We start from the raw sequence: 23,299 nt of genomic DNA on the forward strand, positions 1-23,299 counted from the left end.
AGTTCACTTGATTAGTACGAAGCTTCCTAAAATGTTCTACGGCGGAGACTACAATCCTGAGCAATGGGATCAGGCTACACATCAAGAAGATCTGCGCATGTTCAAGCTCGCAGGTATCGATATTGCGACAATTAACGTTTTTTCCTGGGCCAAGAATCAGCCTGACGAGATCACATATAATTTTGGATGGCTCGATGAGCTGATCGACAGTCTTTATGAAAGCGGTGTCTATGTATGTCTTGCCACGAGCACAGGCGCTCATCCCGCATGGATGGCAACGAAATACCCAGACATACTTCGGGTAGATAAGGATGGACGTAAACGCAAATTTGGGGGTCGCCATAACTCCTGCCCGAACAGTCCGACTTACCGGCTCTACTCCGAGCGTATTGCGGACAAGCTGGCAGAACGTTACAAGGATCATCCTGCGGTTCTCGTATGGCATGTGTCGAACGAATATGGGGGCGACTGCTACTGTGACAACTGTGAACGTGCATTCCGTGTCTGGCTGAAGGAGAAATATCAGACACTTGATCAGCTGAACACAGCCTGGAATACGGCATTCTGGGGACATACGTTCTATGACTGGGATGAAATCGTGCTGCCAAGCAACCTGAGCGAGGAATGGGGAGATCGTTCCACGAACTTCCAAGGCATCTCTCTGGATTACTCCAGATTCAATTCTGACAGCATGCTGAACTGCTACAAGCTGGAGTACAACGCAATTAAGAAGCATGTGCCTGAATCTGTTGTGACTACCAATCTGATGGGCTTCTTCAAGCAGCTGGATTACTTCAAGTGGGCCAAATACATGGACATTATTTCATGGGACAGCTATCCAAGCCTAACGACTCCGCCGAGCGAAACTGCCATGGCGAATGATCTGATGCGCGGACTCAAGGACGGAATGCCGTTCATGCTGATGGAGCAAACGCCAAGCCAGCAGAACTGGCAGCCGTACAACTCGCTGAAGCGTCCGGGTGTCATGCGCCTGCAGAGCTATCAGACTGTTGCGCATGGCGCAGATACCGTCATGTTCTTCCAGCTCCGCAGATCCATCGGTGCCTGTGAGAAGTACCACGGCGCTGTTATTGAGCACGTCGGGCATGAGAATACACGCGTATTCCGTGAAGTAGCTCAGCTTGGTAAGGAGCTGCAGCGAATCGGAGACCGCCTCTTAGATTCGCGCGCAGATGCCAAAGCCGCCATTGTGTTCGATTGGGACAACTGGTGGGCGATTGAGAAATCGAGCGGTCCAACGATCGCTTTGAATTACGTGCAGCAGATTCACAAATATTACGCGTCCTTCTACAACCGCAATGTTCAGGTCGACATGGTAAGTGTGGATACCGATCTGAGTGCATATGACCTTGTTGTTGCTCCAGTTCTATACATGGTTAAGCCGGGATTCGCTGAGAAGCTGGAAGCCTTCGTGGAGAATGGAGGAACGTTCCTGACAACATTCTTCAGCGGAATTGTAAATGAGAATGATCTGGTCACGGTCGGCGGATATCCGGGAGAGCTGCGGAAAATGCTGGGCATTTGGGTCGAGGAGATTGATGCCCTGTTCCCGGATCAGAAGAATAAGATTGTGCTGAAAGATAAGTTCGGCAAGCTTCAAGGCAGCTACGAATGCGGAATGCTATGTGATCTCCTGCATACAGAAGGTGCTGAGGTGATCGCGGAATACGGCGAAGATTTCTACAAGGGAATGCCTGCAGTTACTAGGCATACGTTTGGCAAAGGCGAAGCGTATTACGTAGCAACCGATCCAGAACAAGGCTTCCTCGATGAACTGATTGAGAAGATTACAACGGATAAAGGAATTCAGCCTAACCTCTCAGCTCCATCAGGTGTTGAGGTCAGCCGCCGTGTTAAGGACGGCATCTCCTATCTGTTTGTGCTTAATCATAATACGGAGGCCGTATCCTATGATCTAGGCCAATTAAAGGCCGAAGATCTAATCAGTGGCAATCAGCTGAGCGGCACAGTATCTATTGAAGGACGAGACGTTCAAATTCTGGAAGTCAAATAATCAGTAAGAAGCAATCGTTATCCCGTATCCATAATGGATACGGGATATTTCTTCTTCCTATAAAATCGGGAAGGAAAATCAGAATGCAGTAAGGAATACATCTGGGAGCTGCAATATTTCTATTTCTATAGCCCGCAATATGCAACCCATTCCTTAATTCAGATTTCCTAAGGAGTTGATTCTGTGATGAGAAAGTATCCTATGCTGGATATGTCTCACCCTATCGTACAGCAAGCAAGTGACTTTATTTTTAAGAACGCCCGTCTCTTGGATCGTCTCCGATTTGCACATCTTAGTGGACAGGGATCACCTGAAGCAGTTATGCAAGCATTAGCCGCATATCAGAACAAGGACGGGGGATTGGGGAATGCTCTTGAACCTGATATCCGCAGTCCGTACAGCCAGCCCCAGGGAGCAGAATTTGCGCTGCATTTGATGGACGAAACAGAGATTTTTCCGGAGAGTTTAATGACAGGACTAGGACAATTCCTTGAACGACATTCGAATCCTCATACAGGGGGATGGCCCTACGCTTTCCGCAGCATAAACGAGCATCCTCATACTCCTTGGTGGACTACGGAATCGGATGATACGGCTTCCATTAATCCTACCGGCTCGATTGCAGCCCTCCTGCTGAAATCAAGAGACTGGCATCCTTTTCTCAAAGAGAAATGGTTGAACCGAGCTATTCAATATACATGGGATACTGTAGAGAGTACCGATCTAACAGGATTCCACAACTGGATCCACGCTGTTCACTTTCTCGAACAGCAGACAGGTGATCTCCGTGCTGCAGCGCTGAAGACCAGAGTAGATCAGCACTTATCGAAGCCGGGTGTCATTGAACTTGATCCTAGGGCTGGAGGGTATGTGCAAAAAGTGCTCGACTGGGCACCGGAATCAACCAGTTATGCCGTCCAGTTCGTCCCTGAGCAGATCCTCTCACTCCATCTAGATCATCTCATCTCTGAACAACAGGATGATGGCGGGTGGCCGATCTCATGGGAACCACTGAGCTCAGCAGCCGAGAACGAATGGCGGGGCCATCTCACGATCGAGCGGCTGAAGACACTCTCGAGCTACGGCCGAATATAACAAAGAAATAAGCTTCCGGCAGCTCAGAACCAGCCGGAAGCTTATTTTGGCGAATCTAACGATGTGCTACAAGATTACGCCGTCCTTAAATATGGCAATTTCACGGAAACCATGCTGTTCACTGTTCGTCTCTGCACGACCTGATGCAATATCCACGAGCTGGCTTAACAGCTGAACGGCTGCATCCTCCATGCTGATCCCTTCGAGCAGCTGCCCTGCATTATAATCAATCCAGTGCTTCTTCCTGCGAGCCAGGTCGGAATTGGTTGCGATCTTCACCGTAGGTACAGGTCCGCCAAACGGCGTCCCTCTGCCTGTCGTGAATAAAACGATGTGCGCACCCGCTGCGGATAGTGCCGTAACGGAGACCAGGTCGTTACCAGGAGCTTCGACAATATTCAGCCCTGGCTTGGTCGTCCTGTTCCCGTAAGACAGAATATCCACCACTTCTGAGCGCCCGCCTTTTTGAGTACAACCAAGTGATTTCTCCTCCAGAGTAGTAATACCTCCTGCTTTATTACCTGGAGATGGATTCTCATAAATGTTCTGACCGTGGTTTACAAAATACTGCTTGAACCCATTGATCAGCTTAACAAGTTCATCATATACCCCTTGGTTAGCAGCACGGTTCATCAGGATGGTTTCAGCTCCGAACATTTCAGGAACCTCTGTTAGAATAGCCGTGCCTCCTGCTGCTACAAGCAGATCAGATACGACACCAACGAGTGGATTGGCCGTAATACCGGAGAAGCCATCCGAGCCACCGCATTTGAGACCGATCTTCAGCTTGTATAACGGCAGCGGCTCACGACGTACATGCTCAGCCTGCTCCACCAGCTCCTCAATCAATCTCATCCCTTCGCTCAGCTCATCATCCGTTTCCTGTGCTTTGAGAAAACGCACTTTATGATGATACTCCGCAGGGATAAACGTCTTGAAATCATCGACCTGATTGTTCTCACAGCCTAGACCAATAACGAGCACCCCTCCTGCATTCGGGTGTACAACGAGTGAAGCAAGGAGCTGCTGTGTATACTTCAAGTCATCGCCAAGCTGTGAGCAGCCAAAAGGATGAGGAAAATGATATACCCCGTCAACACGTCCCTTGAATTCGCCTTCTCCCATCCGGGCCAATGCTTCACATACCTTGTTGATGCAGCCGACTGTATTAATAATCCAGATCTCATTCCGAATTCCGGCTTCGCCGTTCGGACGCAGATAACCGTCGAACGTCAGGAGATGAGCGGGCGGTGCGGGAAGCGCTTCTGGCTCGGTTTTGTCGTATTCATATTCGAGGAGTCCAGATAGACCGGTTGCGAGATTATGAGTATGAATCCAGCAGCCCGGCAAGATTTGTTCTTTGGCCACGCCGATAGAGTAGCCGTATTTGAGCACATTCTCCCCTGCCAGGATCTGCCGGGCAGCGATTTTGTGACCCTTGGGGATGTCTTCCGTCAAAGTAATGGTTGAGGAAGAATTCCTTTCAATCACTTCTCCCTTTTTATAATCCCGAAGAGCAATAATTACATCATCGTTCTCCCGAATGATGGTGAAGTCCTGTGTTCGATGAATGGTGCTCATACCTCTTCCCCTTCCCATTCTCTAATCGATTCACATACAGTCTCAGTAAGTCCAGGCAGTAAGGATAAATCCTGTCCCCAGATCGTCTCCTCTGCCAGGATCTGAATAATCACACGATCAAGAGATTTGCCCTGACCCAGCTCTGCCCAATGTCTCTCCAATCGTTCAAGATGTGCTTCATTGTCTTTAAGCAGAACGGACTCACCGCTATAGGTTACCGTCGTGAATCCTTCCTCAGTCTTCACCGTCCGATACAATCGAAGCAGAGCAGCAAAGCCTGTCACAATCCGTTTGGGAAGCTCTCCGTTCTTACGGTAGTAATCCAACATTGTTGGCATCAATCGAACTTTAAATTTACTCAAGCTGCCCAGCATAATGTCCTGCAGTCGATGATCAATGTATGGATTCATAAACCGCTCAAACACTTCACCCGCATAAACACGCAGCTCCTCCTGCGAAAGATCCAGCGCTTGTGTGACCTCCTCATACACAGCTGTGCGCACCCAATCCCCAAGGTGGCTGTCCTCCATCGTTTCCCGAACGAAGCGCTTACCCTGCAATATACCGAGCGGTGTCATGAGCGTATGAGCACCATTTAGAATACGGACTTTTCTAAGCTGATATGGCTTCAAATCATCAGTGAAATGCACATTAAGTCCTGCCTGTGCGAGCGGAAGCTTGTCGGCAAGCGAACTGTCTCCTTGGATTGCCCACAAATGATAAGGCTCTGCACTGTTAATCAGTGAATCCTTATACCCTAACCGCTCTTCAATATCCCTGATTTCGGACTTAGAGGGTGCACCTGTTACGATACGGTCAACCAGATTGTTCAGAAATTGATTGCTGCTCTTGACCCATTCGCGAAACTCCTCCGAATATCCAAAATCTTCACTATGCATTAAAACGTAGGATTTCAATAAATCCCCGTTGCCTTCAACCAGCTCGCACGGAAGATGAATTAATCCTTTTCCGGTGTCTCCTTGAAAATGTTGAAAGCGATGATGCAGGAACACGGTTAGTTTCCCGGGAAATGAATTCACTGGCGTACCCTCATGGTACTCCGACTTCTCATACACGAGTCCCGCTTCCGTCGTGTTGGATACAACAATATCCAGCTCGGGTCCTTCAGCCACAGCCAGGAATTCATTCCATTCCTCATAAGGATCAATCATATGTGACAGCACAGGAATAATGGCTTCCCGCTCTACCACTGCTCCGTTCTCAATGCCTCGGGTCAGTAGCGTATATAAACCATCCTGCTCTCTGATGTTCAGCAGCTTGTGACGACCCGATCTTCTTGGCTGTGTTACGGCGACACTACCTGTAAACAACCCTTGTATAGCGCTTTCATAAATCATCCAGTCAAAAAATCCCCTCAAGAAATTTCCTTCGCCGATCTGAAGCACCTTCACCGGCATTTCTTGAAATTTAGCCAGCTTCGCGCTGTCGGTTACACCTTCCAGCTTCCGTCCCAGTCTAGGGAGATCATTGCTTACCGCCATGGTTCACTTCTCCTCTAATCAATGACATATTGTTTCCTGATACTGATCATTGTATCATCAATATAAAGAAGTAAAATTGCTGATTTTGATAAATATATACTCAAATTTGATATTAACGGAAAATGAGGCGATTCCCTATGCGTAACTCACTGAACGCACCTGTTGATACTCGTATACCTGCGGATATCGAGCTGCCCTTCCGAATGCTCTACCATGAGACCAAGCCTTACGAGCACGAGCTTCCCGACCACCTCCATGATTGGCATGAAATGATCTGTGTTCATCAAGGACGGGGTAAAATATTTATCGATCATATGAGCCTCGATATGGGGCCAGGTGATCTGATTATTATTCCAGGTAACACCATTCATCGAATTTTTCCTGATCCGGATAATCTTCTAACCTCCACCGCCTTCTATATCAGCCCTGCCTTGTTTCACGGTATGGGAAATGAAGCAGCCTCAACTCTGCTGCTATTTGAGAGGCACCGCCAATCCAAAATCTATAAGCGGCAATTCAGCAGGCTGGAGCTAGACGATGTAAGTCAAATCATCGATCACATCTATAACGAAATGAACAGCCGCAAGTCCATGCGATCGTACTCCACGCTCCTTCACTTACAGCTTCTGCTCATCTACTTAACCCGGCTCAGCTCCGTCACAGATCAAGCACCAGCGATAATGTCCGGCCCTGAATGGCTTACTCAATCTTTATCCATTATAGAGCATAAGCTGCGTGACAAGGTCTCGCTTGCCCATTTGGCTAAGGAGGCTTCGGTGTCGCCCGCTCATTTCAGCCGCGTATTTAAGCAATTTACGGGAATGACGCCGACAGACTACATCTGTGCAAGACGGATTATCCTGTCCAAGGAACAGCTGATGCATAGCGATCAGACGATGGCCGTTATTGCCGAGAGCTGCGGGTTTGACAGTCTTCCTCACTTTTACCGCATGTTTAAGAAACATACGGGGATGACGCCGGCGAACTATCGAAAAAGTATACGGAAGTAGATACGACGCCGATCCAACCAACTCGTGCCTTTGCCAGAGGAAGCCGTTTATGGAAAGAAAAAGCCCGGAGGAAGTGAAATTCCACTTCTCCCGGACTTTTTATCAGAACTGCCCACGCAATTCAACTATTTGTATATACGCAGCCTATTCAGGCAGTAAGTATCCTTTTTCTACTGCCTGCTCAAGCAGGCTTGCTGCATAGTCAGCAAGTACAGGAGAGGCTTCTGCTATGACTGCAACACGTGCTTTTACTGCGCTGACGGATACCTGATGTGCTCTCCATGCTTTTCCTTCCGTATAGAAGTTATGCAGCACCGGATGAAGACGATCCATAGCCGCAGCATATTTGGCTTCATTCGTCAGCCCTTCTTCAAATTCAAGCCACAGATTCATCCACTCGCTTGCTTGCTCGTCCGGAAGTAATCCAAAGATCCGCTTGGCCGCCGCTACCTCTCTATCCCATTTATCCTCATAGCCTTTGACATCATACGCAAAGGTATCTCCTGCATCGATCTCAACCAGATCATGAATCAGCAGCATATGAACTACTTTCTTCAGATCCAGTTGATCATCAATCGCATGTTCTTTCAAGAGTAGAGCCATGACAGCGATATGCCAGGTATGCTCCGCATCATTCTCCCGCCGTGAGCCGTTCATCAGATACGACTGGCGAAGCACATGCTTAAGCTCATCAATCTCGCGAATAAATTCAATTTGTTTGGCAACTCGTTCTATACTCACTGTTACATTCTCCTTATCCTGCTCATCAATTCATATTTCATCTATGTCCTGCTCTTAAGCATACCACTCCGGGTTTATTGAAGCCAAGTTCTGAGCACATGGATAAGGTTGTCTGCTGGATTATAGCCTCTCATCATCAAACTGCTGTGGTATAATTATGTTATAAAAATGGCTGTTGCATTAGAGTTGAAATACTGAGGGGTTTGATCGTGGCTAAACATCATCGTAATGTTGGTATTTTCGCGCATGTCGACGCAGGTAAAACGACGACAACTGAGCAAATACTGTATCAAAGCGGAGTTATCCGTGCGCTGGGCAGTGTAAATGAAGGAACAGCATTCACCGATTCGCTGGACATTGAGAAACAAAGAGGAATATCTGTCAAGGCTGCAGCGACCTCTTTTGTATGGAAGGATTGTACGGTAAATTTAGTAGATACGCCTGGGCATATTGACTTTATATCTGAGGTGGAACGCAGTCTTCGGGTTATGGATGGAGCCATCCTGATCATATCCGCCGCCGACGGGGTACAAGCACAGACGGAAACCATTTGGAAAGCACTTCGCAAACTACATATTCCTACTATCATTTATGTGAACAAAATGGATCGGCCAGCTATTTCTCTCACGGATATCATGGACAATATAACTTCACTCTTATCACCAGCGGCCTTGCCTGTTCAGCAGGTTCAGTTCGATCATGAGGTGCTGCGTGAGGCGGTATCCATTTTCACTGAAGATGGAATTGACGCTCGTGAGGAACATAACATCATTGCTGAATGGCTGGCTGATCAGGATGAGGAATTTCTGGAACGATTCATTGAAGGTGAGGAAATTCCACCAGATGAGCTCCAGGAGCGAATCGCAGCCGAAGTAAGACATGGGAATGCTTTTCCTGTCTGCTTTGGCTCGTCTCAAAAAGGAATTGGAATTCGAGAATTAATGGAAGCCATCATCGATTATCTGCCTGGACCAGCTGGCAATGCGGATGGCCCTCTCTCGGGTGTCGTCTTCAAAGTAGACAGAGACAGAACAATGGGAAGAGCGGTCTATGTCCGGCTCTATAGTGGTAAATTACATACTCGGGATACCGTCACCATTATGAACCGGGGCTTGGAGGAGAAAGTAACTCAAATCCGCAAATTCGAAGGAAGAAAAGCGATTGACCTCGGCCAATTTGAGGCAGGGGACATTGCTGCGGTTTACGGCCTTCATGAAGCTCAGATCGGAGACATCATCGGGAGTGAGTCATACGTTCCTCCACTGCCAGGAATGGCCGTCCCGCTGCTCACCGTTCAAGTACACTGCAAGGACACTGCACAGTATCCTTCCCTCATCGCAGCCCTTCAGGAATTATCAGATGAGGACCCGCTGCTTGGCCTGACATGGCTCAAGGATGAACGGGAGCTTCATCTGAAAGTAATGGGATCCATTCAACTCGAGATCCTGGAGAGCATTTTGCTGAGCAGATTCGGGCTTGCTGTCACTTTTGATCCACCATCTGTTATCTATAAAGAAACGCCAGCAGCTGAAGGAGAAGGGTTCATCGCCTATACCATGCCTAAGCCTTGCTGGGCTGTACTTCGGTTTGCCATTCGGCCTCTTCCTCGTGGCAGTGGTCTTGTCTATCGCTCAGAGGTTCGTTATGACCATCTATTGGAGCGCTATCAGAATGAAGTGGCACGCCGTGTGCCAGAAGCGCTGGAGCAAGGGTTGTATGGCTGGGAAGTAACAGATCTTGAGGTCGTACTGACCTATGGAGAGCATCATGTGTGGCATACACATCCGCTCGATTTTGTAGTGGCAACTCCCATGGGCATTATGGATGGATTAGATCAAGTGAGAACGACGCTGCTTGAGCCGATGCAGCATTTTCGAATTACCGTGCCGGAAGTGAACGGCGGTAAGGTCCTTAGTGAACTGGTTCATATGCGGGCCGTGTTTGAAGCACCTTATATCGCACACGGACGATGCACCGTAGAAGGGATTATTCCGGTAGCCACATCCCTGAATTATCCGGTTCAGCTTCGTTCAGAGACGAAAGGCAGCGGAATCATGACGACGAGCTACGCGGGATATCAGGCATGCCCCGAAGGCATCATTGCCACTCGTAAAAGACGGGGGGTTGATCCACGGGATCAGTCACGTTACATCCTTGCGGTTCGCAATGCCATCAGTTCGTCATAACAGTAGATTAGATAGAAATTATACGGAGGAGATTTATGAGCAAAATCTTAGGCTTTGGACTTCTGCTTTACCTTTTCGGCAATCCTTTCGTTGCTATTATCGTATTGCTGCTCATCATTTACTTTCTAGACCGCAGATTTGTCGGTGTGTTCCCAAGCCTGACCAAGCCGTATAAACGAATGCGGAATATATCCAAAAACCGCCAGCAAATCGCGATGAACCCAAATGATGTGACGGCAAAGCTTGATCTTGCGAGACTACTCATTGAACGCAAAAAGTTTAAAGAGGGGAATGAACTGCTGCGATCCATTGAAGGAGCCTATGAGCATTCGGCTGAATATTGGGATGCACTAGGGACGACGGAACTTCACCTTGGACAGCTTGAATCTGGAGAACAAAATATTCTCAGAGCGCTTGAGATCAACCCAAGAGTAAAATACGGGCAGCCTTATCTGCGGCTTGCCTCTGCTTACAGAGACAAAGAACACAGCAAGGCCCTTCGCTATGTAGAACAATTCCAGGAAATCTCTTCTTCTTCCAGCGAATCGTATTACTACCTTGGCCTGGTCTATCGTGCACTGGGACAGCCGGCTGAAGCCAAGGAGGCCTTCAATCAGTCAATTCAGGTCTATCGATCTCTGCCGAAGTACAAGAAGCGCCAAGAACGGCGCTGGGCGGTGCGCAGCCTATTCCGCAAAATGATGAACTAATTTATTGCACTTCACTAGTAAATGTTCTATACCATTTACAAACAGCTGTACTCCAGAATTGTGGAATACAGCTGTTTTCTTGTCTATTTCGATGGATTCAAAATGCTTGCCAGTTGATCTCTATTCTTGTCCATCCATTTCATTCGTGCATACAGTTCCTCCAATTGCCGCTCCACTACAGCATATGAGTCTATGCCCTTTCTCCACCTGGATATGAAGTGCATTACAACATCAAGCCGGCGAAGCAGAATCAGCAGCGGTATTACCGCTCTCTCGTCCTCTCCTAACACAATCACCGAAGTGAAGCCAGATATGAGTGCAATACAATTCTCCCACATCTCCTCTTCCTCATGACCCAGCATATCCGATAATGGAACAGCCAGCTCCATGACTCTCGCATCAAGCGTCGCAAACTCAAAATCCAGAATGGCATAAATTTGACCTTGATCATTCTCCAGCACATTAGAAGCATTAAGATCACCGTGAACGATTTGATGCGGCAGCTGATCGATGAAACGAAGGGCTTCAAATAGCTGAGCAACTGACTCTGCCATCTCCTTCATCTGATGAGCTTGATGCTGAAAGGCCGGATCAGGCTGATTGAGAAAAGAGAGCAGATATGCAGGCGGGCATTCCGGATACGAAATATCCAGCCTATAATAAGGCGGGTATACGGGAGTATGGGTCAATTCTACACGCGATAAGGCAGCAGAGAGCTGACCCGCCTGTAGACCGAGCTGTTCATAATGCTGAGGTGCTGTAAGCTCTGGATTCCGGCCTTCTTTATATCGAAATAGAGCCGCTATTTTACCATTACAATAAGTAATTGTGTTCCCTTGCGGTGTATGTACTAATTCAGGAATTTCAAATCTTCTCTCTATTCGTGATAGAGAATCAAGCACCGCATGCTCATACAGAACCTTGTCTTGATCCTGATGTGATTCATACAGCCTGAGCACATACTCTTGGTTCCTGATTCGTAATCGATAGGATGAATTATTCATTCCACCACGAAGTCGGGTAATGCTTGGCTCTGCTGCTGCTTCATGATCGGGTCCAGCGAAATAGCTGCTCCATATGTCCTGAAGGATATGAAGTTCATCATCCTGTTTAGGCTTGTCCATACTCATACATCACTCTCTCCTTATGTTCAGGCACTTCCTGTTGGGAGGAACACAAGCTGCAATACCTGTGCTCCCCTTTACTCCTATTACTTCCTTCGAACACTTATATTTCCTATCGATGCTAAAGGATCATAACCCAGTCTAGCAAGCTGGTCATCAATGACACGGTAGCCCTTGCTGCTTGGATGCACTTGATCAATAAACAGCAGCTCGCGCTCTCTCCCCTGAAAAGCTTGTAATAACGGAGCTGTGGCAATATTCTTGCTCGTAAAGCTTATCAAAAATTCATTATACTGCCTCACAAATTGATATGCTGCTTCACTTCGCGGCAAAGGATTATATAGTCCGATTAGACGAATAAAGTAGGGGTGTGATTTCTTCTTGAGCTGTCGAATCTGAGAAATAATTTCTGACACATGCTTCTCACAAGACTCAAGCGTTTCAATAAGCACTGGGGATAGCAAATTCCCTCTAGCTGAACGCGCTGCCCGAATCAGATCGTTACCGCCTATCGAAATCGTAATCACATCGGCCTCTTTAATTAAATATCGCAAGTGCTCATCATATTTTACCATGGACAACAGTCCTCGTGAGGTTAATCCATTCACTCCTCTATTACTGACAAGCACCATGCTGCCTAAATGATATTCTAGTTTTTTTCGGTAGAGAGGTACAAATCCGCTGCCAAACAATGCACCGATTCCAACGGTGAGTGAATCTCCAAGGGCTAAATATCGGTACACCATATGATTTCCCTCCTTTTATTTTGCTGCTGATCTATTCTAGCTTATGGAGGAATTCAGACTTTTGGCACGGCAAGTTGTCCTTGAGAAGGCTTCCTTCTCACAAAAAAACACATACGAACGAATCGAATAAAGGCTCCGAAACGTTCAGCATGTGTTCTCTTAATAAGAAATGAATTCTTATGAATATAAAGCTTAAATGAAATAAGCAGCAATACTTCCGACCAGCATGCCCCCGATAAAATAGACGCCGCTCTGAGGAAATTTTACCTTGCGTAATTCAGCATACACAACGGCAAGAAAGAGCACGAACATAATGAGCTTCAGCCACAAAACTAAAAAAGGAACCGCTAGACCAAGCAATAAACCTATGATTCTGTACACTGCTGTTGACAATATACTCTGCTTCTCGCTTGTGAGTTATCCTTCAAACACTGCTAATGCTTCCTTGTCTGCAACTAGGCTTATTCCTCTTCCTCTGTTTCAAAGACACAGCGGAAGCGTTCAACCCCAGGATACTTCTCTCCCAGGCTGTAAACGACAAAGCCCACATTGCGATAAAAATCAACCGCTTCTTCGTCGGTTTCCGCCATAACCGTCTCAGGCTGAAGACTGCTGATCATTTCTGAGATAATTCCGCGGCCATATCCTTTTTCCCGATTCTCGGGAAGTACAGCCAAATGCTTAATCATCACTTTACTCCCATCCTGCTCAAGTCCGATGAGTGCAACGAGCTGTCCTTCATCTTCTAGTCCGAGCAGCTGCGCGGAATCATTATCTTTATACATCGCAAGTGCTGCTTGAATATGAGATTCTTCTGGGAGTGTCGAATATCCGATCAGCTCCTCTACGATGGCATCATGTATACGATCTTTAATAGAAACTAACAAAATGAAATCCTCCCTGTCCTAATATCCTTAACTATACGTACTTTAGGACTTTTGGCGTTAGATTTCAAGTTTATTGATATTATACGGCTGCCCAAGCCTATTCATCATAGATTCAGTTGTTCTTCTGCCCACTGCTTCATAGGCCATCATGACAGCACCAATATCACTTGGGAGCCTCTGTTCAACGTATACGAACTTAGGATCCGTCTCATTTTTTATTCCGCTGCCGTTCTTCAATTGTGCAAGTACGGCCTTCTTCAGATAGGGTGAAGTAATGCAGCTTCCGCTGAATGACACAAGAATTTCAGAAGCGCGGAACGTAGCACCGATCAGCCGGATGCCGACGGCTGTTTGTCTAGCTGCCTCGTTGCATATGTTGACAGCCAGCGGGATACCGGTGTCAGCGGCTTCTGTAATGAGATGTGCCATATCCCCGAGCATCCGGTTCTGGCTGCGTTTGTCCACTCCATATCCGCGGAGAGCCAGCTCAGCCAGCTCCTGTGTTGATGAGCATCCTAAGTGCTGAAGCATTAGGCCGACTAAAGGCAGGTCAGCTTCTTCATCATAGCCGGAGATAATCGCATACACCGTTTCATAGGTTATGAATCGGGCTGCGACACGGGCGTAATGGGCAAAGTCATCATTTCGCACCATTCTGCCTTCTTCATTTATACCGAAAATAAGGGATCCTGTTCCTCCAATCGCTACAATTCCCGGACGTCCTAAAAAAATGGATCGATGGGCAGCCAGCGTATCATTAACCACCTGACCATGAGTGGAGATTCCTAGCTCATGAAGAACCTCCATTGCCCACTTCTCGTCTCCAGGCTGATCTATCCCAGCGAGTGCGGCCGTAATCGAAGTGACATGTTCCAGCTGTCTTCCTGCTGCACTTAAGGCATCAAGAATACCGGTGCGAAGATGCTCTTCCGCCTGTATATTGTGCAGGCGATTCGTACCGCCTTTGCGCACCTGAGCCAGAATCTGTCCTGTAAAGTCGGCAACCGTGACTCTTGTATAGCTTCCTCCTCCGTCAATTCCGATCACGATGTTATCTCTATTGTTCATGAATTATCTCCTTATAAGTAAGCTGATCATTCTCACTTTGCGCTTGCCAGGAGGGGAGCAGCCAGCTCAGTTCCTCAGCCGTATCCTGAATGAACTGCTCCACACGTTCCACATCCATGAATCGAAGGGTACGGGGCTTGACGGGTTCTTCCAGCTTCCTTAATATCTCAAACCTATAATCATCGACTTCCTCCATGGTAACGAGGGCTCCCATTGACAACGCAGGAGCGACCTCCAGCGCCTCCAGTAAATCCTTGGTTTCCGGATGTATATCCATAAGTATGTATTCCAGCTGCAGTACATCGCGCTGGTATAAGCTCTGAAACGATCTAATCTGACTGTACCAGCGGTAAACAATGAATCGCTGTACGTAATTCTCTATCCCTTTGTATACCGTTTCTGCCCACCTCACATCTGCATACAAGTGCGCCGCATATCCCAATAAATATTCATTGTATTCTTCTCCCAAGCTTCGGTCTGCATGAGCCGCATGGAACAGCTGAATATCTCTTACTCTGGGCAGCACACCTTCAGATGGACAGGAATGACTCGCCCACTTCATCTGTTCATTCGCGCCCTGTCGAACTCGAAAAGCGTTGGGTGCGATACTGCCAAGTACAAAAGACGGTGAGGGCCGCCCTTGCTTTACCAGATGGGCAATCGTTAAATGAACCATTGGCCAAGGCATAATAATTCCCCACTTTTCCCCTTTTTTATTATTGCTGTCTCTCTCTTGTTTTCTTATAGGTGGGTTCGCTATAATGCATCAATTCAGCCGTGCAAAATTAACAAAGGCCAGTGATCCAGCCACTCCTTCTCAAACACTCGCTGCTTAAACAGCCCGGTATGAAGGAAATAGGGACTTTGCCTGACATTCATTTCAAACAGATCTTGAAGACCAAATGGGCTGACAATCTCCATTTCATCCTGATCATTCAGTCTGATGGCCACGGCGGTTGCGGTTTCGGGCCAGTACCTCATTGCATCCTCTACCGATTGGTATGGAGTCGTCCGATTGTTGTATTCATGCATACGGGCCTGATTCTTCACCTGCCAGTTGCGCCTGATCTGGCCGGATTCAAGCTGCTTCTCATACTGCTTGTCTACCCAATCATCCGTCTGGTCAGGGTCGTAATAGATGACGTCAATATCATGAAGGGGTGTATATTGTTTGTATTCATGGAGTACATCCCAAACACGGTTGCGGACATATCCTGCAGCGATGCAGCCCTGAGGAAGCCTTAATTCACGAACACGCTTTAGATCATCCATCACCTGAACATCCTTCATGATCTGATACAGCTGCTCTTCATAGCTTAAATTCATAATTCCCTCCTTGCTATATAAATTATAGTCCATATGTTCATAGGCATTCAATGAATAGTTTGCACTTTTTTTACATATTAGAATAGGTTCAACTCAAGTGATCTTTTGATGAGGCTGGCTGTATAAATAGATTAATTAGCGTAACTAAAAAGCAGCAGATCGTCTGCTGATAACGACCTGCTGCATACTTTATTCTGACCGCTTCTGGGCTGCAAAACGGATCAGCTGACAGCGGAATTCAGTGGGCTCATCATATTTTTGTTCAGGAATAGCTTGTGTAACTCGCTCTGTGAATAATATTTCCCAGTCTTTGTATTGATCTGCAAGTATTTCTTCAGCATGCAAGGTAGGCAGATTAAGCTCAATCAAGGGTTCTCTAGGCCTATGATCCTGAATTGTCACTTCCTCTACATTCGTGCTCATCGTGATCAGATTGATTCCTCCGAGCTTCGTGCCCTCCTTCATTCTCCGAATTACTTTGCTTAGTGCCTCCTCAGAAGACAAGTGTTCAAGACAGGAACACGCGGCGATGTAATCATACCGATTCTTTCTCATCTCATAATGTTCAATATCTGCTTGCTCAGCTGATATCATATGATCTACCTTATAATCTTTAGCATGTTCAACTAGGCTTTGAACAGCCTCCTCCAGCAGATCAACAGCAATCAGCTCACTGCTTGTTCCTTTTAGTTTTTCCGCCATGGCGATCGTATTTCTCCCCGCACCAGCTCCGAGATCCAGTATGGTCAAGTTCTGCTTCAAACGCATTAACCGCGCAAGACTATCCATGACAACCGGCATTGGACCGGCCATCCAAGTTCCCTCTTCATAAATATCATGCTCTTGATAAAATTGTTTATGGTAATTCTCTTCCATTTTACGAGCTTCTTCAAATTGTCTATCCATCGAGTAGACACCTCCGTTATCGTTCGTTGTAGGATGTATTTACTCTTTAACCCATTTACAAACTTCTAATTCAGCATGGAAAAATATCTACCATACGAAAGAATGTCCCTTTATAGCCAGCCAAAATAAACGATAGCCCAAACCACAGTAACGATCAGACCTCCGGTTACCATCATCTGACCTACGTCCCGGCGATATTCATCGTCGTGGAACAAGAGAAATGTCCCCACTAAGATAGCAATGGGCGATAATACAATCGTCAGTATGACCAGCAGAACAGCCGAATATCTATCCACATAGAATAGCTCGTCACCTGGCAGCTCGTTGATGTCCAGCGACTTCTGTTTCTTTACGGCCAGCTCACCGCAGTTCTTACATTTAAAGGCATGTTCGTCAAGTGGTTCCCCGCATCCCGCACAACTACGCTTTTGATTCATAATAACCCCCTCCCTTTAGACAGCCTCTTCTTTTTTCTCCAAATACTTGGCCAGGAAATCCCGTACGGCCTGCTTGTAACCATCCGGGTCAATAACAAATGCGGTTCCATGTGCAGCATGGGGAACGGTGAACAAATATTTGTCTCCACCACTGTGTTCATAGAGCTCATATACCATGGTGGTAGGCACGAAATCATCCTCTTCCCCATGAATATATAGAACAGGCAGCTGCGTTTTTTTTACTTGCTCCAGAGCAGATGCCTCTTTAAAGCCATAGCCTGATTTCAGCTTGGTGTATAGGCTTGTCAGCGGGATAAATGGAAAAGGAGGCAGCTTAAACATTTGCTTCAATTGATAAGTTAACTCTGCATGGACGGAGGTATATCCACAATCCGCAATGATCGCCTTTATTTGTGGAGGCAGCTTCTCTCCGCTCGCCATCAGAACAGTTGCCGCACCCATGGATATGCCGTGCAATATAACTTCACTGTCCGCACCTGTCCGCATTATAACGGTCTGCATCCAGTCGATATAGTCCAGTCGGTCATGCCATCCAAAGCTGATATAGTTACCCTCACTCGCCCCATGTCCACGATCATCCGGCATCAGCACATTATAGCCGAGTTCTTCTACATAGAATTTGGCAAAGGCAGACATGTCATAGCCTCTTCCCGTATAGCCGTGAGCCAATATAACCGTTGTGTTTGTGTTGGTTTCTGCTTCAATCCATGTGGCCCTAAGCTTCAGCCCGTCGAAGGAGGTCAGCTCAAGCTCCTCTCTTTTCTGCGAACGGATCCAGGCATAATCAGGCCCGGAAGAAACAACTTGATCACCGGCTGCCTGATCTGCATTTCCCGCCAGGAAAGCTTTTGGCGCACGTTTAACAGCCATTTTATAAAAGTGTGATACGATAACTGCCATGATAGCAATGACAACTAGAGCAACAATAACAATCCACCACATTCCAAACTCTCTCCTTATCCAAACGATCTATCTTTCTGTCATATTCACTCTATAACGACTTTCCATTTTATACAATGCCAACGCCTAAATATGAAGTATAACAAAATAAACAGCCGGACTGCCATATAGGCGTCCGGCTGTTCAGCGTGTTCCTGTTTACGGATTCACTTTGGTTACAAAGGTTTGTTTACCATCCACATATTCAAGCACCGCTGCTGATTTAACGGGATCATGAAATTCATTAAGCGTTACGGTTCCGGTAGCCAGCTGCAGATCTGTCGTTGATGCAAGTGCGTCCCTCACTTTCTCCGGCTCCGTGGAGCCGGCACGGGTAAGGGCATCGGCAAGCAGCTTCACTGTATCATAGCCGAGCGCAGCAAAGCCATCGGGCGCTTCGTCACCATTTGCTTTTTTGTAAGCATCCACAAAGGATTTAACTTCCGGCGCGGTATCTTCTGATGAATAGTGATTGGAGATATACGTATTGTTCAGCGGGTCTTCACCTGCAATTTTCACAAGCTCAGGTGAATCCCATCCATCTCCGCCTAGGAAAGGAACCGTAATGCCAATTTCCCTCGCTTGCTTCACAATCTTACCAACCTCTTCGTAGTAGCCAGGCAGGTAAATTACATCCGGGTTCTTATCCTTGATCCGAGTGAGCACAGCTTTAAAGTCTGAATCTTTCTGAGCATACGATTCTTCAGCTACAATTTCTCCGCCAGCTGCCGTAAAGGTTTCTTTAAAGGAGGCCTGTAGACCCTTGGAGTAATCACTCGTCGTATCGGTATAAATAACTGCGGTGGCTGCATTTAATTCATCCTTAGCAAATGAAGCCATCACCTGACCTTGGAATGGATCAATAAAACAAGTACGGAAGATCCAATCGTTGACTTTCCCAGTTCGTTCATCGACTGTAATCTTGGAGTTCGTTGCCGAGCTTGTTATCATCGGAATTTGCTTTTCCATAGCGATCGGCACAGCACCGAGAGTGTTAGTGGAGGTTGATGGGCCTAGTAACGCAACAACCTTATCACTGGTAATCAGCTTCTGGGCAGCTCGTGTTGATTCCTCAGGCTTAGATGCATTATCAGCCTCCACTAGCTCAAGCTGCTTGCCGAGCACTCCGCCAGCTGCATTGATCTCTTCGACAGCTAAGCGAATTCCTTTGACAGATGAATTTCCAAAGGTGGATTGTCCTCCGGTCATCTCGTAGTTGGTACCAATCTTGATTGTGCCCTCATTCTCATTCTCACTCTCAGCACGGCTACCTGATTCTCCGCCGCTGCATCCGCTTAAGAATACTGCTGAAATCAATACTGTACTGAGTAGATTAAACCACGGTTTCCGCATCGACAATACACTCCCCCGTATCGTTTATTTTCCTATCTATTTGCCAACTGGTAGAAGAGGCATCCTGGCTTATAGGTTCCCTTCTCTCAGATATGACCTCCCAGATAAGCAAGCTTGATCTCATCAGAATCAGCGAGCTCCGACGCTTCTCCTTCTATGACGACCTTCCCGGTCTCCAATACGTAAGCACGGTCCGCAATCTTGAGGGCTTGGTGAGCATTTTGCTCTACCAGCATTACGGTCGTTCCCGCTGCGTTAATCGTCTGGATCACCTTGAATATTTCTTTTACAAGAAGTGGAGCAAGTCCCATTGATGGCTCATCCAGCAGCAACAGCTTCGGTCTTGCCATAAGTGACCGTCCAATAGCCAGCATTTGCTGTTCGCCTCCGGACAAAGTGCCCGCCATCTGCTTCTTGCGTTCAGCAAGTATGGGGAAGGTAGAGTATACATTCTCGATATCAGATCGCAGCTCTTTCTGATCCCGCTGCAGAAATCCGCCTAGCTCAAGGTTCTCCTCAACCGACATATTCGCAAAAATTCTTCTTCCCTCTGGGCAATGAATCAGGCCTTTCATTGTAATGTTTCGGGGAGATTGTCCTTGAACAGCCATCCCCTGAAAATGAATGATTCCCGTTCTTGGCTTGATCAGTCCAGACAAGGTCCTGAGCAAGGTCGACTTCCCGGCACCATTCGCGCCAATCAGGGTCACAATCTCTCCTTCGCTGACATGAAGATGTATATCTTTTAGAGCATGAATGGCTCCATAATATACATTCAAACCCTCAATGTTAAGCATGGCCTTCCTCCTCAGCGTCCTGACCCAGATAAGCTTCAATGACTTGTGCAGAGGTACGTATGACTTCCGGTGTACCTTCTGCTATTCGCTCTCCCCGGTCGAGTACGTAAATTCGATCACATACATTCATGACAAGTGACATGTCATGCTCAATCAGAAGAATACTCAGTTTATAGTTGTCCTTAATCCACTTAATCAGTGTCATGAGCTCCGCTGTTTCCTGAGGATTCATCCCCGCCGCGGGTTCATCCAGCAGCAGCACCTTTGGACCTGTCGCGAGCGCTCTTGCAATTTCCAAACGCCGCTGTTTCCCATAGCTCAAATTTCCAGCAAGTTCATGTTCACGATCCTTGAGATTGAAGATTTCAAGGATTTCGTTTGCTTTTTTATTGATCTCCTTCTCGCCCTTGAAGTGCATGGGCAGTCTGAACATCGAGGACACAGCAGAATGCCTGGCATGTTGATGGAATGCCATCTTAATGTTATCCACAACACTCATTTGACCAAACAAGCGGATATTTTGAAAAGTCCGAGCCGCTCCCTTCTGATTGATCTGATAAGGCTTTAGCCCATTCAATTTCTCACCTGCCAGATGAATCTTCCCGGCAGAAGGCTCATAGACACCGGTCAGCAGATTAAACAACGTAGTTTTTCCTGCTCCATTAGGGCCAATAAGTCCAACCAACTCTCCTTCAGCCATGTACATAGATACATTGTTCAAAGCCTGCAGACCGCCAAAGGTTCTACTTACATGATTCACTTCAAGAAGAATGGGTGCCGGTGTGCTCATTCTCTGCCTTCCCTCCTCTTTTGTTTAAAAAATCAAATGAAAACTCCCTTGTTCCAAGCAGGCCCTTCGGCCGAAAAATCATCATCAGAATAAGCAAGGAAGAATATATGACCATCCGAATCTCCGGATAATCCTGAAGTAGAGTAAATAATAAAGTCAGCACAATCGCACCAATAATCGCTCCCGATGTACTGCCAAGCCCTCCCAGCACGACCATGACGAGAATTTCAAATGATTTAAGAAAGTTAAAGCTGCTCGGGTTAATTACGTAAAACATATGAGCTGACAACGACCCGGCAATTCCTGCAAAGAAGGCACCGATCACAAAAGCCATGATTTTATAGAGTGTTGTGTTGATACCCATCGCTTCTGCGGCAATTTCGTTCTCACGGATCGCTATACAGGCTCTACCATGACTCGATCTTATAAAATTGTTGATAAGAATGGTGGCAGCAAGCATGGCCGCAAATACCCATGTCCAAGTCGTTTCACTTGGAATTCCACTGAGACCTGAAGCGCCTCCTACATATTCCGTGTTAAGCAAAATAATCCGAATGATCTCTCCGAACCCAAGTGTAGCAATCGCTAAGTAATCCCCCTTCAAGCGAAGAGTCGGTATCCCAATCAATAAGCCAAATATAGCGGCCAAACAACCTCCCAGCAGCATGGCAATAAGAAACGGCATGTCAAAATCAAGCGTCATAATCGCCGACATATAAGCGCCAACCGCCATAAATCCGGCATGCCCAATTGAGAATTGGCCTGTAATTCCATTGATTAGATTTAATGACACACCTAGGATGATGTTGATACCAATCAATATGAGTGTGGATTCTGCTACGTCATTCAACACCCGAGACGATAATAAGACTTGAATTACACCGTAAATGACGAGTGAGAGAACAATTCCTAACCAGAACGAGCGTCTTTTTATGGTAAGCATGAATCCCACCTACACTTTCTCGCGGGTGTTCTTGCCGAACAGTCCGGATGGTTTGAAAATAAGAATAAGGATCAGCACAGCAAAAGCAACCCCGTCTCTCCAAGAAGAAAAACCGATAGATGAAACGTTGGTCTCAATTGTTCCAAGCAGTAAGCCTCCAACGAGGGCACCAGGAATGCTCCCAATACCTCCAAGAACTGCTGCTACAAAGGCTTTCAAGCCCGGAATAACTCCCATTAACGGATCAACGGCATTGTAGGTCATACCGAAGACGACACCACCTGCTGCCGCAAGCGCGGAACCTATTGCAAATGTTGCTGATATGGTCCGATCCACATGAATGCCCATAAGCCTAGCAGCTTCCAGATCATAGGATACTGCTCGCATGGCTTTGCCAATCTTGGTTTGATGCACAATATACTGAAGAAGTATCATTAGAATAATGGTGATAACAAAGATCATGATTTGATTCGTATCCACTTGGACGTCACCGAATAGTGTGAATTGATGTTTAGGAAGAATTTCGGGGAAACCTTGAGCTTGAGGGCCAAGGACGAGAATGCCGCTATTTTCTAGAAGGAACGATACACCGATCGCAGTGATCAGAACGGCTATACGAGAAGCATTTCGAAGAGGCTTGTATGCGAGTCTCTCAATCAGCATGCCGAGCAGAGCACTGATCCCCATGGAGAATACAAGAGAAAGAAGCAGAATAATGACAGGAGGAAGGCCTGCTGCCGCAAATAATCGGGCACTGTACAAACCGATAAATGAGCCGACCATAAAAATATCACCGTGTGCAAAGTTGATGAGCTTAATGATGCCGTATACCATTGTGTAGCCGAGTGCAATGAGAGCATAGATACTTCCAACAGATATTCCATTAATGAATTGCTGAATAAAATACTCCATCGCATGAGCACCTCTTCCTCAAGTTAGACAATATCCCATTCGCTTACAGCAAGAGCACGATGTTCAACTTTATTTTGTTAGATATAGTAACACATAGTGTTTACATATGTCACCATTAATATCTTTTTATTACATAATGAATATTTTTATGTTAATTATCGTCACACAAAAATGAGGTATTCCACTAAAG

Annotated in this window: 23 protein-coding genes; 5 read left to right on the forward strand and 18 right to left on the reverse strand. The window is 46.7% G+C overall.

Annotation, left to right across the window (positions count from 1 at the left end; genetic code table 11):
* Nucleotides 1–7: 7 nt before the first annotated feature.
* On the forward strand, nucleotides 8–2,035 hold the full coding sequence (locus BK126_RS03240; protein ID WP_076311265.1) for a beta-galactosidase: 2,028 nt from the start codon (nucleotides 8–10) through the stop codon (nucleotides 2,033–2,035).
* Between the two features lie 186 nt (nucleotides 2,036–2,221).
* Nucleotides 2,222–3,130 carry a hypothetical protein gene (locus BK126_RS03245; protein ID WP_256702690.1) on the forward strand — a complete coding sequence of 303 codons (909 nt, stop codon included), beginning with the start codon at nucleotides 2,222–2,224 and terminating at the stop codon, nucleotides 3,128–3,130.
* 66 nt (nucleotides 3,131–3,196) lie between these two features.
* On the opposite strand, the gene BK126_RS03250 is transcribed toward BK126_RS03245, so the two are convergent.
* Both BK126_RS03250 and BK126_RS03255 read right to left on the reverse strand, forming a co-directional pair.
* The gene (locus BK126_RS03250; protein WP_076311266.1) at nucleotides 3,197–4,711 is read right to left on the reverse strand and encodes a UxaA family hydrolase; all 1,515 of its coding nucleotides are present in this window, start codon (nucleotides 4,709–4,711) and stop codon (nucleotides 3,197–3,199) included.
* Nucleotides 4,708–6,213: a tagaturonate reductase gene (locus tag BK126_RS03255; RefSeq protein ID WP_076311267.1), complete on the reverse strand. Its 1,506-nt coding sequence runs from the start codon at nucleotides 6,211–6,213 to the stop codon at nucleotides 4,708–4,710. Before BK126_RS03255 ends, BK126_RS03250 begins: the two co-directional genes overlap by 4 nt.
* A gap of 137 nt (nucleotides 6,214–6,350) precedes the next feature.
* Between BK126_RS03255 and BK126_RS03260 the strand changes: the two genes are divergently transcribed.
* On the forward strand, nucleotides 6,351–7,223 hold the full coding sequence (locus tag BK126_RS03260; RefSeq protein WP_076311268.1) for a helix-turn-helix transcriptional regulator: 873 nt from the start codon (nucleotides 6,351–6,353) through the stop codon (nucleotides 7,221–7,223).
* A gap of 144 nt (nucleotides 7,224–7,367) precedes the next feature.
* On the opposite strand, the gene BK126_RS03265 is transcribed toward BK126_RS03260, so the two are convergent.
* Nucleotides 7,368–7,964 (reverse strand): HD domain-containing protein, encoded by a 597-nt coding sequence (locus BK126_RS03265; protein WP_090723023.1) that lies wholly within the window; start codon nucleotides 7,962–7,964, stop codon nucleotides 7,368–7,370.
* A gap of 209 nt (nucleotides 7,965–8,173) precedes the next feature.
* Here BK126_RS03265 and BK126_RS03270 point away from each other — a divergent pair, with 209 nt between their 5' ends.
* Both BK126_RS03270 and BK126_RS03275 read left to right on the forward strand, forming a co-directional pair.
* Nucleotides 8,174–10,150, forward strand: coding sequence for an elongation factor G (locus BK126_RS03270; RefSeq protein WP_256702691.1), 1,977 nt, complete (start codon nucleotides 8,174–8,176; stop codon nucleotides 10,148–10,150).
* Between the two features lie 35 nt (nucleotides 10,151–10,185).
* On the forward strand, nucleotides 10,186–10,860 hold the full coding sequence (locus BK126_RS03275) for a tetratricopeptide repeat protein (protein WP_076311270.1): 675 nt from the start codon (nucleotides 10,186–10,188) through the stop codon (nucleotides 10,858–10,860).
* Nucleotides 10,861–10,943: 83 nt separating this feature from the next.
* Here BK126_RS03275 and BK126_RS03280 read toward each other — a convergent pair whose 3' ends face one another.
* The 15 genes from BK126_RS03280 to BK126_RS03350 form a co-directional block, all read right to left on the reverse strand.
* On the reverse strand, nucleotides 10,944–11,990 hold the full coding sequence (locus BK126_RS03280) for a phosphotransferase (RefSeq protein WP_076311271.1): 1,047 nt from the start codon (nucleotides 11,988–11,990) through the stop codon (nucleotides 10,944–10,946).
* 80 nt (nucleotides 11,991–12,070) lie between these two features.
* Nucleotides 12,071–12,730, reverse strand: a complete 660-nt coding sequence (locus BK126_RS03285; RefSeq protein WP_076311272.1) for a GDSL-type esterase/lipase family protein — start codon at nucleotides 12,728–12,730, stop codon at nucleotides 12,071–12,073.
* Between the two features lie 192 nt (nucleotides 12,731–12,922).
* Nucleotides 12,923–13,123, reverse strand: a complete 201-nt coding sequence (locus BK126_RS03290) for a hypothetical protein (RefSeq protein ID WP_076311273.1) — start codon at nucleotides 13,121–13,123, stop codon at nucleotides 12,923–12,925.
* Nucleotides 13,124–13,191: 68 nt separating this feature from the next.
* Nucleotides 13,192–13,617 carry a GNAT family N-acetyltransferase gene (locus BK126_RS03295; protein WP_076311274.1) on the reverse strand — a complete coding sequence of 142 codons (426 nt, stop codon included), beginning with the start codon at nucleotides 13,615–13,617 and terminating at the stop codon, nucleotides 13,192–13,194.
* A gap of 57 nt (nucleotides 13,618–13,674) precedes the next feature.
* Nucleotides 13,675–14,685 (reverse strand): BadF/BadG/BcrA/BcrD ATPase family protein, encoded by a 1,011-nt coding sequence (locus BK126_RS03300; protein WP_076311275.1) that lies wholly within the window; start codon nucleotides 14,683–14,685, stop codon nucleotides 13,675–13,677.
* Nucleotides 14,675–15,373 (reverse strand): zinc dependent phospholipase C family protein, encoded by a 699-nt coding sequence (locus BK126_RS03305; protein WP_076311276.1) that lies wholly within the window; start codon nucleotides 15,371–15,373, stop codon nucleotides 14,675–14,677. Before BK126_RS03305 ends, BK126_RS03300 begins: the two co-directional genes overlap by 11 nt.
* A gap of 83 nt (nucleotides 15,374–15,456) precedes the next feature.
* Nucleotides 15,457–16,011 (reverse strand): nucleotidyltransferase family protein, encoded by a 555-nt coding sequence (locus BK126_RS03310; protein ID WP_143757661.1) that lies wholly within the window; start codon nucleotides 16,009–16,011, stop codon nucleotides 15,457–15,459.
* A gap of 189 nt (nucleotides 16,012–16,200) precedes the next feature.
* Nucleotides 16,201–16,917 carry a class I SAM-dependent methyltransferase gene (locus BK126_RS03315; RefSeq protein ID WP_076311277.1) on the reverse strand — a complete coding sequence of 239 codons (717 nt, stop codon included), beginning with the start codon at nucleotides 16,915–16,917 and terminating at the stop codon, nucleotides 16,201–16,203.
* Between the two features lie 110 nt (nucleotides 16,918–17,027).
* Nucleotides 17,028–17,354 carry a hypothetical protein gene (locus BK126_RS03320; RefSeq protein WP_076311278.1) on the reverse strand — a complete coding sequence of 109 codons (327 nt, stop codon included), beginning with the start codon at nucleotides 17,352–17,354 and terminating at the stop codon, nucleotides 17,028–17,030.
* A gap of 15 nt (nucleotides 17,355–17,369) precedes the next feature.
* Nucleotides 17,370–18,317 (reverse strand): alpha/beta hydrolase, encoded by a 948-nt coding sequence (locus tag BK126_RS03325; RefSeq protein WP_076311279.1) that lies wholly within the window; start codon nucleotides 18,315–18,317, stop codon nucleotides 17,370–17,372.
* Nucleotides 18,318–18,473: 156 nt separating this feature from the next.
* Nucleotides 18,474–19,667, reverse strand: a complete 1,194-nt coding sequence (locus tag BK126_RS03330; RefSeq protein ID WP_076311280.1) for an ABC transporter substrate-binding protein — start codon at nucleotides 19,665–19,667, stop codon at nucleotides 18,474–18,476.
* A gap of 86 nt (nucleotides 19,668–19,753) precedes the next feature.
* Nucleotides 19,754–20,464 (reverse strand): ABC transporter ATP-binding protein, encoded by a 711-nt coding sequence (locus tag BK126_RS03335; protein WP_076311281.1) that lies wholly within the window; start codon nucleotides 20,462–20,464, stop codon nucleotides 19,754–19,756.
* The gene (locus tag BK126_RS03340; protein WP_076311282.1) at nucleotides 20,457–21,254 is read right to left on the reverse strand and encodes an ABC transporter ATP-binding protein; all 798 of its coding nucleotides are present in this window, start codon (nucleotides 21,252–21,254) and stop codon (nucleotides 20,457–20,459) included. The genes BK126_RS03335 and BK126_RS03340 overlap by 8 nt, the downstream gene beginning before the upstream one ends.
* Entirely contained in the window at nucleotides 21,226–22,197 is a 972-nt protein-coding gene (locus BK126_RS03345; RefSeq protein WP_076311283.1) for a branched-chain amino acid ABC transporter permease, read from the reverse strand. The genes BK126_RS03340 and BK126_RS03345 overlap by 29 nt, the downstream gene beginning before the upstream one ends.
* 9 nt (nucleotides 22,198–22,206) lie before the next feature.
* Nucleotides 22,207–23,109 (reverse strand): branched-chain amino acid ABC transporter permease, encoded by a 903-nt coding sequence (locus BK126_RS03350; protein WP_076311284.1) that lies wholly within the window; start codon nucleotides 23,107–23,109, stop codon nucleotides 22,207–22,209.
* Between the last annotated feature and the right edge of the window lie 190 nt (nucleotides 23,110–23,299).

The organism is Paenibacillus sp. FSL H7-0326, from assembly GCF_001955535.1.
In the GTDB taxonomy this organism is placed as follows: domain Bacteria; phylum Bacillota; class Bacilli; order Paenibacillales; family Paenibacillaceae; genus Paenibacillus; species Paenibacillus shunpengii.

Coding starts and splice junctions, on each gene's coding strand:
- BK126_RS03305 (WP_076311276.1), bottom strand. CDS start 15,373: ATGCCTTGGCCAATGGTTCATTTAACGATTGCCCATCTGGTAAAGCAA.
- BK126_RS03260 (WP_076311268.1), top strand. CDS start 6,351: ATGCGTAACTCACTGAACGCACCTGTTGATACTCGTATACCTGCGGAT.
- BK126_RS03280 (WP_076311271.1), bottom strand. CDS start 11,990: ATGAGTATGGACAAGCCTAAACAGGATGATGAACTTCATATCCTTCAG.
- BK126_RS03350 (WP_076311284.1), bottom strand. CDS start 23,109: ATGGAGTATTTTATTCAGCAATTCATTAATGGAATATCTGTTGGAAGT.
- BK126_RS03340 (WP_076311282.1), bottom strand. CDS start 21,254: ATGAGCACACCGGCACCCATTCTTCTTGAAGTGAATCATGTAAGTAGA.
- BK126_RS03300 (WP_076311275.1), bottom strand. CDS start 14,685: ATGAACAATAGAGATAACATCGTGATCGGAATTGACGGAGGAGGAAGC.
- BK126_RS03325 (WP_076311279.1), bottom strand. CDS start 18,317: ATGTGGTGGATTGTTATTGTTGCTCTAGTTGTCATTGCTATCATGGCA.
- BK126_RS03245 (WP_256702690.1), top strand. CDS start 2,222: ATGAGAAAGTATCCTATGCTGGATATGTCTCACCCTATCGTACAGCAA.
- BK126_RS03275 (WP_076311270.1), top strand. CDS start 10,186: ATGAGCAAAATCTTAGGCTTTGGACTTCTGCTTTACCTTTTCGGCAAT.
- BK126_RS03330 (WP_076311280.1), bottom strand. CDS start 19,667: ATGCGGAAACCGTGGTTTAATCTACTCAGTACAGTATTGATTTCAGCA.
- BK126_RS03315 (WP_076311277.1), bottom strand. CDS start 16,917: ATGGATAGACAATTTGAAGAAGCTCGTAAAATGGAAGAGAATTACCAT.
- BK126_RS03320 (WP_076311278.1), bottom strand. CDS start 17,354: ATGAATCAAAAGCGTAGTTGTGCGGGATGCGGGGAACCACTTGACGAA.
- BK126_RS03250 (WP_076311266.1), bottom strand. CDS start 4,711: ATGAGCACCATTCATCGAACACAGGACTTCACCATCATTCGGGAGAAC.
- BK126_RS03255 (WP_076311267.1), bottom strand. CDS start 6,213: ATGGCGGTAAGCAATGATCTCCCTAGACTGGGACGGAAGCTGGAAGGT.
- BK126_RS03335 (WP_076311281.1), bottom strand. CDS start 20,464: ATGCTTAACATTGAGGGTTTGAATGTATATTATGGAGCCATTCATGCT.
- BK126_RS03310 (WP_143757661.1), bottom strand. CDS start 16,011: ATGAATTTAAGCTATGAAGAGCAGCTGTATCAGATCATGAAGGATGTT.
- BK126_RS03285 (WP_076311272.1), bottom strand. CDS start 12,730: ATGGTGTACCGATATTTAGCCCTTGGAGATTCACTCACCGTTGGAATC.
- BK126_RS03345 (WP_076311283.1), bottom strand. CDS start 22,197: ATGCTTACCATAAAAAGACGCTCGTTCTGGTTAGGAATTGTTCTCTCA.